General features: G+C 65.2%; 12 protein-coding genes. 2 read left to right on the top strand and 10 right to left on the bottom strand.

From position 1 onward, the window contains the following. Window positions 1-4: 4 nt before the first annotated feature. The 3 genes from NKJ88_RS07410 to NKJ88_RS07420 form a co-directional block, all read right to left on the bottom strand. Window positions 5-1,507, bottom strand: a complete 1,503-nt coding sequence (locus NKJ88_RS07410) for a sugar ABC transporter ATP-binding protein (RefSeq protein WP_352443964.1) — start codon at window positions 1,505-1,507, stop codon at window positions 5-7. Window positions 1,508-1,512: 5 nt separating this feature from the next. Next, window positions 1,513-2,553, bottom strand: a complete 1,041-nt coding sequence (locus NKJ88_RS07415; protein WP_352443877.1) for an ABC transporter permease — start codon at window positions 2,551-2,553, stop codon at window positions 1,513-1,515. 102 nt (window positions 2,554-2,655) lie between these two features. Further along, window positions 2,656-3,726 carry a sugar ABC transporter substrate-binding protein gene (locus NKJ88_RS07420; RefSeq protein WP_352443878.1) on the bottom strand — a complete coding sequence of 357 codons (1,071 nt, stop codon included), beginning with the start codon at window positions 3,724-3,726 and terminating at the stop codon, window positions 2,656-2,658. 307 nt (window positions 3,727-4,033) lie between these two features. Here NKJ88_RS07420 and NKJ88_RS07425 point away from each other — a divergent pair, with 307 nt between their 5' ends. Continuing rightward, window positions 4,034-5,629 (top strand): GMC family oxidoreductase, encoded by a 1,596-nt coding sequence (locus tag NKJ88_RS07425; protein ID WP_352443879.1) that lies wholly within the window; start codon window positions 4,034-4,036, stop codon window positions 5,627-5,629. A gap of 866 nt (window positions 5,630-6,495) precedes the next feature. Then, the gene (gene rsgA, locus NKJ88_RS07430; protein WP_245274118.1) at window positions 6,496-7,509 is read left to right on the top strand and encodes a ribosome small subunit-dependent GTPase A; all 1,014 of its coding nucleotides are present in this window, start codon (window positions 6,496-6,498) and stop codon (window positions 7,507-7,509) included. A gap of 62 nt (window positions 7,510-7,571) precedes the next feature. On the opposite strand, the gene NKJ88_RS07435 is transcribed toward rsgA, so the two are convergent. From NKJ88_RS07435 to NKJ88_RS07465, 7 genes are read right to left on the bottom strand one after another with little or no spacing between them, the layout of a single operon-like run. Next, window positions 7,572-8,363: a sugar isomerase domain-containing protein gene (locus NKJ88_RS07435; protein WP_023700933.1), complete on the bottom strand. Its 792-nt coding sequence runs from the start codon at window positions 8,361-8,363 to the stop codon at window positions 7,572-7,574. 37 nt (window positions 8,364-8,400) lie between these two features. Beyond that, window positions 8,401-9,171, bottom strand: coding sequence for a GntR family transcriptional regulator (locus NKJ88_RS07440; RefSeq protein ID WP_023683130.1), 771 nt, complete (start codon window positions 9,169-9,171; stop codon window positions 8,401-8,403). Then, the gene (locus tag NKJ88_RS07445) at window positions 9,168-10,043 is read right to left on the bottom strand and encodes an ROK family protein (RefSeq protein ID WP_023691907.1); all 876 of its coding nucleotides are present in this window, start codon (window positions 10,041-10,043) and stop codon (window positions 9,168-9,170) included. The genes NKJ88_RS07440 and NKJ88_RS07445 overlap by 4 nt, the downstream gene beginning before the upstream one ends. After that, window positions 10,040-10,780: a PIG-L deacetylase family protein gene (locus NKJ88_RS07450; RefSeq protein WP_023698618.1), complete on the bottom strand. Its 741-nt coding sequence runs from the start codon at window positions 10,778-10,780 to the stop codon at window positions 10,040-10,042. The genes NKJ88_RS07445 and NKJ88_RS07450 overlap by 4 nt, the downstream gene beginning before the upstream one ends. Then, window positions 10,777-11,634 (bottom strand): carbohydrate ABC transporter permease, encoded by an 858-nt coding sequence (locus NKJ88_RS07455; protein ID WP_352443880.1) that lies wholly within the window; start codon window positions 11,632-11,634, stop codon window positions 10,777-10,779. The genes NKJ88_RS07450 and NKJ88_RS07455 overlap by 4 nt, the downstream gene beginning before the upstream one ends. Beyond that, on the bottom strand, window positions 11,631-12,563 hold the full coding sequence (locus NKJ88_RS07460; protein ID WP_027049764.1) for a carbohydrate ABC transporter permease: 933 nt from the start codon (window positions 12,561-12,563) through the stop codon (window positions 11,631-11,633). Before NKJ88_RS07460 ends, NKJ88_RS07455 begins: the two co-directional genes overlap by 4 nt. 49 nt (window positions 12,564-12,612) lie before the next feature. Continuing rightward, window positions 12,613-13,887, bottom strand: a complete 1,275-nt coding sequence (locus NKJ88_RS07465) for an extracellular solute-binding protein (protein WP_352443881.1) — start codon at window positions 13,885-13,887, stop codon at window positions 12,613-12,615. Window positions 13,888-14,026: the final 139 nt, after the last annotated feature.

The following is a 14,026-nucleotide window of genomic DNA, read 5'->3' on the forward strand; positions in this document are numbered from 1 at the left end:
CGGCTCACACCATTGCCCTGAGAAGATCGACCTGGTTCGGCTTGTTGCCCGGACTGGCATCGAAGCGCGCGGTGATTGCACCATCGCGCATCACCAGCACCTGGTGCGACAGGCCGATCGTTTCCTCCAGCGTGTCGGAAATCAAAAGGATCGCCACGCCTTGCGCGGAGAGGTCGCGCACCAATTCGTAGACCTCCTCCTTGGCTCCGACATCGAGCCCGCGTGTGGGATGGTCGAGCACCAGGATGCGCGAGCCCGCCGTCATCCAGCGCGCCAGCACCACCTTCTGCTGGTTGCCGCCGCTGAGCTTGCGGCAGGCGGCATCGGGGCCGGGCGCCTTGATGCGCAGCCGCTTGATCCAGTCGGCGGCAAGCCGGCGCTCCTTGCCATAATCGATGGCGCCATGGCGCATGACGCTGGAGAGATCGGCCAGCGAAATGTTCTCCGCGATCGACAGGAACATCACCAGCCCTTCGAGCCGGCGCTCGCGCGGGACATAGCCGATGCCCTTGCGCACAGCCGGCTCCGGCGAGGAGAAGCGCACGGCATCGCCGGCGATTTTCATCTCGCCGGCATCATGCTGGACGAAGCCGCCAACGGTGCGCGTCACCTCCTCGCGGCCGGAGCCGACGACGCCGGCAATGCCGACAATCTCGCCCGCTCTGATCGAGAGATCGACGCCGTGATAGAAACCGTTGGCGCCAAGCCCCTTGGCCTCGACCATCACGGTATCGCGCGGCGCCAGCTGGCGGGCCTCGCGGTAATATTCGGCCTGCAGGCCGCGCCCGACCATGATCTCGTGCAGCTCAGGCGCGGTGACTTCGGCTGCACGATGTTCGGCAACGACGGCGCCATCCTTCATCGTGTAGACGCGGTCGGAGATATTGAGCACCTCGTCGAGGCGGTGCGAGACGAAGACGAAGCTGGCGCGGGATTTGAGCGAGCGCACCCGCGCGAACAGCACCTCGATGTCGGCGGCGTTGAGCACCGAGGTCGGCTCGTCGAGCAGGATCAGCAACTGCCGCTCGACCACTTCCTCCAGGGTCAGCGCCTTGGCCAGCTCGACCATCTGGCGCGCCGCGAAGGTGAGTTCGGAGGTGCGCGCGGTGACGTCGATGTCGATGCCGATCTTGGCCAGTTGCCGCCGCGCCGCCGCGTTCATGGCGCGCCAATTGACGAGGCCGAAGCGGGTGAAGCGGTCCTCTTCGCCGAGATAGATGTTTTCGGCAACCGTCAGGTTCAGCACCAGCGACTGCTCCTGGAACACCATGCCGATGCCATGCCTGGCCGCATCACGGGCGTTGCGCATGCGCAGCTGTTCGCCATCCAGCGTGAGCGAGCCGCCATCCGGCCGGTAGCCGCCGGCCAGCACCCGCATCAGCGTCGACTTGCCGGCGCCGTTCTCGCCGATCAGCCCGACCACCTCGTTGGGCCGCACTTCGATAGAGACGTCGCGTAGCGCCTGGACGCCGGGGAAATTCTTGATGATGTTGGACGCCTGCAGCATGGCGTTCACTTGACGATTTTCAGGCGGACACGGTCGAGCGACAGCGCCACCGCGGCGATGATCATCAGACCCTGCACCGTCTGCTGGATGTAGGGCGAGATGCCGAGCAGGATCATGCCATTGGCAAGCACGGTGACGATCAGCACACCGATCAGCGTGTTGACCACACCGCCCTCGCCGCCGGTCAAAGCGGTGCCGCCGACGACCACTGCCGTGACCGCTGCAAACAGCCTGCCGTCGCCGATGACGGCATGCGACTGGCCGAGCTGTGCGGCGGCAAGCACACCGGCAATGCCGAAGAAGAACCCTGCCAGCGCAAAAGCGGTGATGCGCACGCGCACGACATTGACGCCGGAGAGCTTGGCGACATCCTCATCACCGCCGATCGCCAATATGTGGCGGCCGAGCTTGGTGTGATACTGGATGACAGTGGCGAGCAGGAAGGCGCCGAACGCAACCCAGACCGCCACCGGCAGGCCGAGGAAACGGTGCAAGGCCAGGTCGCGGATCGAGGCGTCGTTCAGCTTGATCGCCGTGCCGCCCAGCATATAGACCGACAGGCCGAGGCCGATGAACCACATGCCGAGCGTGCCCATGAAGGACGGGATGCGCAGCATGGCCTGGACGAGACCGCTGACGAAGCCCATGGCGGTGCCGGCGGCGATGGCAGCGAGCACCGCCCACCAGCCATAGTCGTTGCCGTTGCCGTCATTGGCGGCGAGCAGCACAAGCACCATCGCCGCCACCGAAAGCGTGCCTTCGACTGCGAGGTCGATGCTGCCCATCAGGATGATGAAGGTCAGCCCCATCGCCAGCGTCAGCGGCACGGCGGCGGAATTCGCAAGCCGCACCAGATTGCGCAGCTCGATGAAATTGGGGTTGGCAATGGCGATGAGTACGCAGAGTACAATCAGCACCGCCAGCGGCGCCAGGCTGCGCCAGCGCCTGCCGCCCAGGAATGTCGCGATCCGGCCGGGGAACGGTGTCATAGGCGTCGTCCGCTCGATGTCCGAAACGGACTTCAGGGGTTCTGTATGGATTGTCAAGAAACCGCTTCCCGTCTGCTGGTGACAGCCGTCGCGACAAGGGGATCGCGACGGCTGCGGGAGGAAGCGGGCCGCCAGGGAGGTGCAGCCCACTCCGATGGATCAGGTACGGATTGCTCCGGTGACCCGGGCCCACAGATCGTTCCAGTCGATCTCGGGCTTCGCATCGACATTGGTCTTGTAATACTCCTCGACATTGTCGTGCGAGATCAGCACCGCCTTGCCGTAGAACTCACGGTGCTCCGGCGGCTCCTTGGTCGGGTCGAACTTGCCGATCTTGGCGTTGTAGCCGATGGCGAGACCCATGCCGCCCTGCCAGAACGGATCCGAAGTGACCGTGCAGGCGAATTCGCCGGTGCGCACCGCATCGACCGCCGTCTTGATGCCGTCGACGCCGACGATCGGCACCTTGCCGGCGAGGTTTTCGGCGCGCAGCGCTTCCAGAGCGCCCGAGCCCATATCGTCATTGGCCGCCCAGATGCCCTTGATGTCGTCGCCGAAGCGGGTGAGCAGATTGCCCATCAGGTCGAAGGCTTCGGTCGACTTCCAGTTGGCGACCTGGAAATCGAGCAGCTTGATGTCCGGGTTGGCGGCGAGCGCCGCATCGAGGCCCTTCTTGCGTTCGATCGCCGCCGTGGTCGAGATCAGGCCGCCGAGCGCGACGATGCCGCCCTTGCCGCCAATGGTCTTGAACAGGATCTCGGCGATGGTCTTGCCGCTGTCGATGCCGTCGAACTCGATATGCGAGACATAGTTCGGGTTGAAATCCTTCGGGTGCAGATCCCCAGGCTTGTTCCACTGCGTCACCACATAGGCGCCGGCCTTGGCGCAGGCCTCGACGATCGGGCGCGCATCGGGCGTGTCGTTGGGATCGGAATTCAGCACCATGTTGCCGCCGGTCTTGGCCAGCATCGCCTTGATGTCGGCAATGCCCTTCTCGCTGTTGCCTTCCGAAACCAGCGTGACGTGTTCCAGCCCGGCCCATTTGGCATACGCTTCGGCGCCGGTCTTCCACACCGCGTGATAGGGGTTGGACAGCGAGCGGATCGACGTCACCAGTGTCGGCTTGTCCTGCGCGCGCAGCACGCTCGGCATGGCGAGTGCCGCCACGCCGGCGGTGGCGCCCATCATCAGCGTGCGCCGGTTGACCGTAAAATTCTCCGTGTCCTTCATATCTCGAAATCCTCCCGATTGAATTCTGTTCGCCCGGCATCTTGCGCGGGGAGCGCGGCCGGGAACCTCCAGGTGACGGGTCGTCAAGCTCCTCCACTTGTACGACAACCCTTCAACACGATAACCATACCCTTTCTCTTGACGTGGCACAAGCGACTTGAGATCGTCGCGCGCAAGAGGAAGGGGCGGTGATTTTCATCGCCCGCCGGAGCATGATCCCTAGAAGTGGGAACCGGTTTTCTCGGACAAATCGAGAAACCGTTTTGTCCGGAGATCATGCTCCAACAAAGAGAACCCGGGAGTGGAAATGACGGATTACATCATTGTCGGCGGCGGTTCGGCTGGCTGCATTCTGGCCGCCCGGCTGAGCGAGGACCCGGACGTGTCCGTCATGCTGCTCGAGGCCGGTCCGCCCGACACCGATCGCTACATCCATCTGCCGGTCGGCTTCTTCAAGATGACGTCGGGGCCGCTGATCTGGGGCTATGACACCGCGCCCGGCAAGGAAATCGACGGCCGCACCATGGTCTATCCGCAGGCCCGCGTGCTGGGCGGGGGCTCCTCGATCAACGCCCAGGTGTTCACCCGCGGTTGCCCGCAGGATTATGACGGCTGGGCGGCTGACGCCGGCTGTGCCGGCTGGAGCTATGCCGACGTGCTGCCCTACTTCGTCCGCTCCGAGGGCAACGACACTTTTGCCGATGCGCAGCATGGCATTGACGGCCCGCTCGGCGTCTCCAGCGGCGCGCCGCATCCGCTGACCCGCATCTTCGTCAAGGCGGCGCAGCAGGCGGGCCTTCCTTTCCGCGCCGACTTCAACGCCGGTGAGCAGGCGGGCGCCGGCTTCTACCAGACGACGACGCGTCGGGGGAAACGCTCGAGCACGGCGGTCGCCTATCTGAAGCCGGCGCTCGGCCGCAAGAATCTGACGCTACGCACCGACGCCTCCGTCAGCCGCATCGTGGTCGAGAACGGCCGCGCCATCGGTGTCGAGATCATCGTCAATGGCCGCACCGAACTGCTCCGCGCCGAGCGCGAAGTCATCGTCGCCGCCGGCGCCATCGGCTCGCCGAAATTGCTGATGCTGTCCGGCATCGGCCCGGCCGTGCATCTCGGCCAGCACGGCATCAAGGTGATCCACGGTTCCAAAAACGTCGGCCAGAATCTGCACGATCACATGGACGTCGATGTCGTCGCCGAGCTCAACGGACCGCATGGCATCGACCGTTACAAGAAGAAGCGCTGGCAAGCGGTCGCCGGTCTTGAATATGCGCTGTTCGGCAAGGGGCCGGTGGCCTCCAACATTGTAGAGGCCGGCGGCTTCTGGTGGGGCGACCGCGCGGAGAAGACGCCGGACATCCAGTTCCATTTCCTGCCCGGCGCCGGCGTTGAGGAAGGCATCGGCTCGGTTCCAGGCGGCAATGGCTGCACGCTGAACTCCTACCATGTGCGCCCGCGTTCGCGCGGCAGCGTCACGCTCAAGTCCGCGGACCTGCGCGATGCGCCCATCATCGACCCCAACCCGTTCGCCGAGCGCTATGATCTCGAACGCGCCATCGACGGCATCGAGATCAGCCGCGAAATCCTGTCGCAGCCAGCCTTCGCCAGATACATCAGCCGCGAGCATCTGCCCGGCAAGGCGATGCAGGGGCGCTCAGCACTCGAAGCCTTCGCCCGAGAACATGGCCGCAGCGCCTATCACCCAGTCGGCACCTGCCGGATGGGCGGCGATGCCGACAGCGTCGTCGACCCCGAGCTTCGCGTGCGCGGGCTGCAAGGCCTGCGCGTCTGCGACAGCTCGGTCATGCCGAGCATCGTGTCGTCGAACACCAACGCCGCCGTGGTCATGATTGCGGAGAAGGCGGCGGATCTGATTGCGGGGCGAACGCTGCCGGTGGCGTAAGCAGGACAATCGCATGTGGTGGCGCCATGCGATTGCCCTGCCTTGAGCACCTGTCGCTGAGCGCATAGCACTCGAACCGCACTAAAAACGACAGCCTCCCGCAGCGCCTTCAACCGACGCTTGCGCAACCCACCAACCGACCGGAAACCCCCGGTTGCGGGCTCGTTGCCGACGCCTGCGCGGGGATATGAAAGCGCTTTTGCGCCAGTCCGCGATCACACCATATGAACCGATCCAAGCTCTGCTAGCTTGTGGGCGTGGGACTTGTCCCGCTTTGGCCGGTGCTTCAGGCAACCCCATCCCAACCCCCCGCCCCCTGCGGTACCGGCCATCCCCTCCCCCTTTTGGCGGGCTTCTCGACCTGCCATCCTCAGCCGTCCCTGCCAACTTCGAGGTCGACGAAGAGGCTTGATGCGTTGCATGCAAATCCAAACCATCGGGCAGCGTATCGAGGAATTTCACATCGGCTGTCTGGACGACCTCCTGAAAGGCGACCAGATCCGGGTCGAGCCGCCTCAGCTCCCGGTTGATGGCCGCCAGGCGCTCCGGTTCGCCCTTCCGTGTTGCAGACATTGAGAATAACGGGGCGTAAGCGCATAGGATTTTTCCTCAATGTTGAACGACCCTCGACGCACGCGACGCGGATAGGTGCCACGATAGGGTTCCGTGTCTGGTGACGTTCAGCGAACCACCGCCTCGATGCGTTCCACGCGGTGCGCGAAACGGCTTGGCCATCGGCGCGGTTCGGCTTGCCAAATGCCGCCATGCCGCCCATACACGGCTTGAACAACCGCCCCGAGGGTCCGCGCCCATTTTGCCAAAGGATACTCTCCGATGTCTGTGACGCCGTCCCCCTGGTCAAAGCCGTGACGGCCTCCCTCGCAAGCCTGGGCTGGACGGATTTCTTCGGCGACCAGCTTGAAGCCGATGAGGCAGACCTCGTGCCGACGCGCATCGCCTCGGTGCACCGCGACCGCCTGGCCGGCCTGTCCCGGGCAGGGCCAGTGGATCTGACGCTGCCGGCCAATGCCAACACCGGCGACTATGCCGTCGGCGACTGGGTGCTGGTCGAGCCGCATACGCATCTGCTGCGCCGCCGCCTGACCCGCAAGACGGTGCTGGAGCGCCGCACACAGGGCGGCAGGGTGCCGCAGCTGGCCGCGGCCAATGTCGACACGCTGTTTATCGTGACGTCCTGCAATGCCGATTTCAACATCGCCCGGCTCGAGCGCTATCTGGCGCTGGCCAACGAGGCCGGAACGACGCCGGTGATCCTGCTGACCAAGGCCGACACCGCTGACGATGCCGAGGCTTACCAAAGCCAGGCCGCCGCCCTGCAGCGTGGACTGGCCGTGGTGATGCTGAACCCGCGCGTCGCCGATGCCGCAGCGGCGCTTGCTCCCTGGTGTGGCGCAGGGCAGACGGTGGCGCTGGTCGGCTCCTCCGGGGTCGGCAAATCGACGCTGGTCAACACGCTGGCCGGATCGGCGCAGCAATCGCCGCAACAGACGGCGGGCATCCGCGAACACGATGCCAAGGGTCGCCACACCACCACGGCGCGGTCGCTGCACCCCATTGCCGGTGGCGGCTGGGTAATCGACACGCCGGGCATGCGCACGCTGCATGTCAGCGACGTCGCCTCCGGCATCGACACGCTGTTTGCCGAAATCACCGAGCTCGCACCGCTGTGCAAATTCCGCGACTGCACCCATGTCCACGAACCGGGCTGCGCGGTGCAGGCTGCGTTGAAGGCGGGTACGCTCGACCCTGAGCGCCTTGCCCGCTGGCGCAAGCTGTCGGAGGAAAACCAGGGCAACACGCCGGTTCAGAGCGGCCCGCGCGGCAACAAATCTCCCGCGAGCCGCCCGAAGCGGCGTTGAACATCCGGAAAATTCCAGCGAGAGAAATTGGAGGCCTGGCCATGTGCCGGGCCTCCGTGCTTTCACTCTCCCCGCATCGTCGCCTGGAAGGTCGGCAGGTGCTTCTGCTGCGCCTCCAGCATGCGCTCGCGGTAGACGCCGTAGATGACGTCGGTGTCGTGCAGCGTCACGCCGGCAATGGTCGGCGAGGCGAAGACCGGCAGTTCGATGCCGCGCTTGGCGAGCTGCTCGGCCGTGCGCGCGATCAGCTCATGCGCCAGGATCATGGCAAGCACCGTCGATGAGCCCGACACCGGCCGGCTCCAGCCCTCGACCGGCACGATGGCGTCCTCGATCGGCGAGCAGGTGTCGATGACGAGGTCGGCGGCATCCGCCAGCCGCTTGCCGGACGAGTGCGTCGCCGGTTTGTCCAGATTGTTCTTGCTGGTGACAGCGACGACGAAGATGCCGCGCTTCCTGGCGTAGAGCGCGGTGTCGATGCCCGACGAGTTGCGGCCGCTATGGCCGAAGATGATGATCGAATCGCCCTTGTTGAGCGGCTGGTGGTCGAGGAATTTTTCGGCGTATTTTTCAGTTCGCTCCAGCCACAAAAGCTCGCGCACGCCGCCGGCGCCGAGCACATTGTGCCACATCACGCGCGGGTCGGTCAGCGGGTTGAAACCGACATAGCTGCCATAGCGCGGAAACACTTCCTGCACCGGCAGCACCGAATGGCCGGAGCCATAGAGATGCACCAGCCCGCCGCCCTCGAGGGAGTCGGCAAAGCGGCTGGCGGCCTGGCCAAAGGCCTCTTCATTGGCTTTCGCAGCCTGGTCGATGAGGGCGGCGAGACGGTGGATGTAGAGATCGGACACGTGGGTACTCCTGTTTGCTGTGTCGGTCTGGAATGGATCAGCTTCTCGGGTTCAGCGGCACGCGTCCGGCGCGCAGCGTCGAGCGGATTTCGTAGCGGTCGCCGCGCATGATCGAGACGGTGAATTCGAACGGGCCGCGCTCGTCGGTGGTGATGCGTTCGACGACGAAGGCCGGGCTGCCGACAGCGAGGTCGAGCAGTTCGGCGTCCGCCGCGCCGACCGCGCCGACCCGGTAGTTCTCCCGCGCGGCCACCGGCACGATGCCGTAATGGCGCTCCAGCGCCTCGTAGAGCGAGCCCTGCAGCAGGCCGGCATCGAGGAAGCCCGGCACGCGCACCGCCGACAGCTGCGCCGTCTGGATGCCGATCGGCTCGTTGTTGCCGAGCCGCAGCCTGCGAATGCGCACCACCGGATCGCCCTCCTCGATCTCCAGCGCGCCGGCAGCCGCCGCATTGGCGGTGGTCAGGCTGCAGTCGAGCAGGCGCGAGCCCGCGACCACGCCCATATTGCCCATCTCCTGGGTAAAGCTGGTCAGCTCGCGCGTGCCGGCGACCAGCGTGGTCGAGCGCACGAACGTGCCGCGGCCATGTTCGCGCCTGAGCAGTCCTGCCTCCTCGAGATTGCGCAAGGCGTGGCGCAGCGTGATGCGGCTGACGCCGAACAGGGCGCACAGCCTGTCCTCCGCCGGGATCTGGTCGCCCGTTGCCCATTCGCCGCTCTTGACGATGGCTCGGATCGCCTCTTCGACCTGGTACCAGAGCGGCTCCGGCCGTCTGCGGTCCGGTTGCTGAAAGCTTGCTTCGCTCATCGCACCTGCCTCCACCCTTGCCCAACGGCGCCGGCCAGCGCCGCGCCGACCAGACCGGCGCGGGGACCGAACTTTCCAGCCTTGACGTCGATGCCGCGCAGATGTGGCGGCAGTTGACGTCGCAGCGCCGCAAGCAGCGGCGGCCGGATCACATCCAGCGCCTCCGCCAAACCACCCGAAATCAGCACCGCTTGCGGATCGAGCAGCGCGACAGCGCCTGCCAGCGCGGTGCCGAGCTGTCGCGCCGGCAGTTCAAGCAAGGTGAGTGCAGCCAGCTCGCCGGCCTGGGCAGCGGCGATCAGTTGGCGGCCGTCGGCAAGGCCGATCTGGCCGGCAAGGGCATCGAGCGCCCGGCCCGACGCAACGCGCTCCAGCCAGCCGCTGCGCTCTTCACCATGATCCCTCACGTCGGCGCAGGCCCAGCCGAACGAGCAGGCGCCGCCATGCGCGCCGGCAACGATGCGGCCATTGGCCAGCACCGCCGAACCGATACCGGTGCCGATGGCGAGCAGGATCGCATCCGGCATGTTTTTCGCACTGCCTTCGACAGCCTCTCCCAGCAGCGCGATCTGTGCGTCATTGCCGAGCGCTACGCGCACTTTGGGAAACAGCGGCTGGATATCGACGCCGTCGAGGAACGGCAAGTTGGGGATCCAGCGGCAGATTGAGCCCTCGACCAGACCCGGCACCGCGATGCCAAGCGCTGAGACCGACCCGGCCTCAGTGCACAGCGCGTCGATGCGCGCAATGAAGGCATCAAGGGTTGCCGGCGCCGGCTCGCTGCCCAGCGCCTCCAACGCACCGACATCGCCCGTAGATACGGCAGCGCGCAGATTGGTGGCGCCGAGATCGATGGCGAGTACCCGCGTCATCGACCCGACCCTTTGCCGAAGGGGAGCGAGAACAGACCGCTGCCGGCATTCCACGAATGCGACGCCGCCGCGAAGGCCTGCGCATGGCGCGTGCCGCGCAGGCAGCCGCGCAGCCGGTAGAGCGAACTGTAATAGTCGACATAGGGGAAGCTGCTCAGGCCGCGCGCCAGCTCATACTCCATGACCGCGTCGCGCCAGGCCTCGAACCCGTCGCTGACATCGACGAGATGCTCGGGCCGGAAGCCGTCATCGTCCTCCCAGTTCTCGCCGAACAGCAGCAGTTGCGGCGTGTGCGCCGGATGGTCGCTGGCAACGGTCGGCAGTCCGGCGAAGAAGATACCGGTCTTCGTCAAATGCGCGGCGGCGCGATGGTCCTTGTGCCAGCTGCCGTGCCAATGGGTGATGACGATCTCGGGTTTCAGCTCGCGAATGATGTCGCCCACTTCGAGCGCCGTCTGATCGTCTGTGGGCAGGAAGCCGTCGCGCAGGCCAAAGCTACGCATGGCGACGCCGAGCCGCTCCGCCGCGCTGCCCGCTTCCTCTTCCTTCTGCACGCAATAATGCGCGGGAACCAGGTACGGATGGCCCTGCTCACCCATGGTCAGATGCAGGAAGGTCACCGTGGCGCCGCGCTTGACGGCAGCGGCCGCCAGCGGCCCGGCCATCACCTCGGCATCGAAGGCGTGCGCGCCGACCACCAGGATCGATTTCGCCGCATAAATCCTGTCTTCGATCATTTCATGCCCCCTCCGGTACCGACGCCTTCGCGAATCTGGCGCGCCAGCAGACAATACATGATCAGGATGGGCGCCATGGATATCGCCAGCGAGGCGAACACCAGACCCCAGTCGGTGCGAAACTGGCCGACGAAGACGCTGATCGCCAGCGGCACCGTCTTGTAGCGGTCGTCGAAGATGAAGATCAGCGGGAAGAAGAAATCGTTCCACACCGCGATCGCGGTGAAGATTGCCACGATCGACACCGCCGGCTTGACCATCGGCAGGATGATCTGGAACAGGATGCGGATCTCGCCGGCGCCGTCCATGCGCGCCGCCTCGTCCAACTCGGAGGGCAAGACGCGCATGAAATTGGCGAAGATGAAGACGGCGAAGGGAATGCGGATCGCCGAATAGACCAGGATCAGCCCGGTCAGCGAATCCAGCAGGCCGAGATTGCGCATCAGCGTGAACAGTTCGACCGAGGCCAACCGGATGGGCAGCATGATGCCGGACAGGAACAGGCCGAGCATGATGGCATTCCAGCCAAGCTTGTAGCGGCTGAGCGGATAGGCGGCCATCGCCGAGACGACGATGGTGAGGATGACGGCGCCGCCCGTGACGATCAGGCTGTTGATGAAATTCTGGCCGAGATCGGCGCGCGTCCAGGCGTTGATGAAATTGTCGAAGGCAAAGCTTTGCGGCAGGCCGAGCCTGTTGTCGTAGATCTCGGCCGTGGTCTTGAAACAGGAGACGACAAGGATGTAGAGCGGCAACAGCACGGCCGCCGTCCAAACGACCAGCACCGTCCAGCCGGGCAGCCGCGCCAGCTGCCGAGAGATGGCCGGTCTTTGCGAAATCGCCAGCGCGCTCATAGCTGCACCGTGCGGCGGTCGAAGAAGCGCAGCATCATGAGCGTGCCGATGCTGAGGATCAAGAACAGCACGGTGCCGAGCGCCAAAGCCAGACCGATATCGGTGATGCCGACAGCACCTTCCGCGCCGAAGGCCAGCCGGTAGAAGTACGTCACCAGCGTGTCGGTCGAATAGCTCGGATTGCCCTGCACGCCCTGCATGACATAGACGATGTCGAACTGGTTGAAGGTGTTGATGAACGACAGCGTCGTCAGCGTGCCCAGCGCCGGCATCAGCAGCGGCAGCGCGATCGAGAACAGCATGCGCGCATTGCCGGCGCCGTCAAGTTTTGCCGCCTCGAAAATCTGGCCGGAAATCTGCCGCAGACCTGCCGTGTAGATCAGCACCGGCAGGCCCATCCAGTTCCAGGCATCGACGGCGATCAGCATGGCGAGCGCGGTGTGGCTGTTGCCGAGCACGGTCAGGCTGCCCTGGTGCAGGCCGAGCCCGTTCAGCGCCCATTCGACGACGCCGCCCGGTGCCAAAAGCAACCGCCACAGCGCGCCGACGATGACCGGGCTCAGCACCGCCGGAAAGAAGAACACCGACTGGAAGAACGCAGCACCCCTGTCGCGCAGGAACAGCAGCCAGGCGAACAAAAGCCCGATTCCGTTCTGGAACAGCATGATGCCGAAGAACCAGGCGGTGTTGTGCCACAGCGCGCCGTAGAGCCGCGCGCCGCTGGGGAAAACGAACAGCCTTGAGAAATTCGACAGGCCGGCGAACTCGACCATGCGCAGCCCCTTCCAGACGAAGAAGCTGCCCCAGAGCGACATCCCCAGGGGATAGAGGACGAACAGCGCATAGACCGCCAGCGCCGGCAGGGTGAACAGCACGGCCATGCGCTGCTGCGTGCGGCGAAGGCTGCTGGTGCGGCGAAGGGTGCTCATGCGCTTTTCTGGTCCGTGAGAGGCGCGGCCGCTTTGCGACCGGCCGCGCCTACTGCTTCGGCTTGAACCAGGTGGCGACTGCGGCCTGCATGTCGGCCGCCAGCTTCTCCGGCGCGATGTTGCCTTCGACCATGTCGATGATCTCCGACTGCAACACCGAAGACGCCGTCGGCGACTGCCAGCGGAAGCCGACCAGCGTCAGATAGGGCGTCGAATTCTTCGCCATCTCCATCATCGAGGCCAGCACTGGATCCTTCACCGTCACATCCGTGCGGGCCGGCGGCCAGCCGAGCTCGTCGGCGAACATCTGCGCGAACTCTGCCGAAGCCATGAAGCCCAGCACCTTGGTCGCGGCTTCCTTGTTCTGGCTCTCGGAGACCAGGCCATAGGAGCCGTCGGAGAAGGCCGAGGTGTAGAGCTTTGCCCCGGCATCGTCGGCGGGGAACGGGAAGATCGAGAATTTCAGTTTCGGGTTCTGCGCCTTGAAGCTGCCGTTCTCGAACGAACCGCCGAGGAACATCGCCGCCTTGCCGCCGATGAACTGCTGCGTGGCGGTGGTGTAGTCGATGCCGGCGAAACCATCGGGGAAATACGGCTTCAGCTCGGCGAAGCGCTTCAGCGCCGCGACATAGCGCGGATCCTCGAAGGTCGCCTTGCCGCTCATCATCTCGTCGTAGAATTCAGGACCATAGACGGTCGGGCCGACGACGCCGACGGCGATCTCCAGTTCCCAGGCCGAGCCGTTGGCGCCGCCGGTGGCGATCGGCGTGATGCCGGCCGCCTTCAGCTTCTCGCAGACAGCGGTGAAATCCTTGTAGGTCTTGGGGATCTCGATGCCTTGGGCGGCGAAAATATCCTGGTTGTAGAAGACGCCCATCATCGGCACCGAGTAGGGCACGCCATAGAGCTTGCCGTCGCTGCGGCCGCGCGCGCCGCCAAGCGCCGCGTCCTCCATGTTCTTCAGCTCCGGCACGCTGTCGTCCAGCGCGTCGAGATAGCCGGCCTCGACGAAGGGCTGCAATTCGCCATAGGCCTTGAGCTGGGCGATGTCGGGCCCGCGCCCGCCGCGCAGCGCCGTGCTCAGCCGGTTCTGGTAGTCGGCATCGGGCGTGAACTGGATGGCGACCTTGATGCCGGGATTCTTCACCTCGAAGGCATCGAAGATGCGGCGCATCGCGGCCTCGTCCTCGGTGCGCCAGCTCCACAGCGTCACCGTGCTGTCGGCGGCTCGCGCCGGCAATGAGGCGAAGACGCCGGCGCAGGCGGCGGCAAGGCCGCCGATCAGCCCAAGTGCTGCGCGCCGGTGAAGTGAAAGCATGCTCATTGCCAGTCTCCCATTGTTCTCTGTCCTTGGCGTCCCGGGCGTTTCCGTGCCGTGAGAAGTCATTGGTTCGGCAAAAGTCATTATAACGACATAGCGGTATTCGCAAGAGGTCTGCTACGCCTCAGGAATGGCGGCGTTG

The sequence above is a fragment of the Mesorhizobium sp. M0016 genome (assembly GCF_040324035.1).
Lineage (GTDB): Bacteria > Pseudomonadota > Alphaproteobacteria > Rhizobiales > Rhizobiaceae > Mesorhizobium.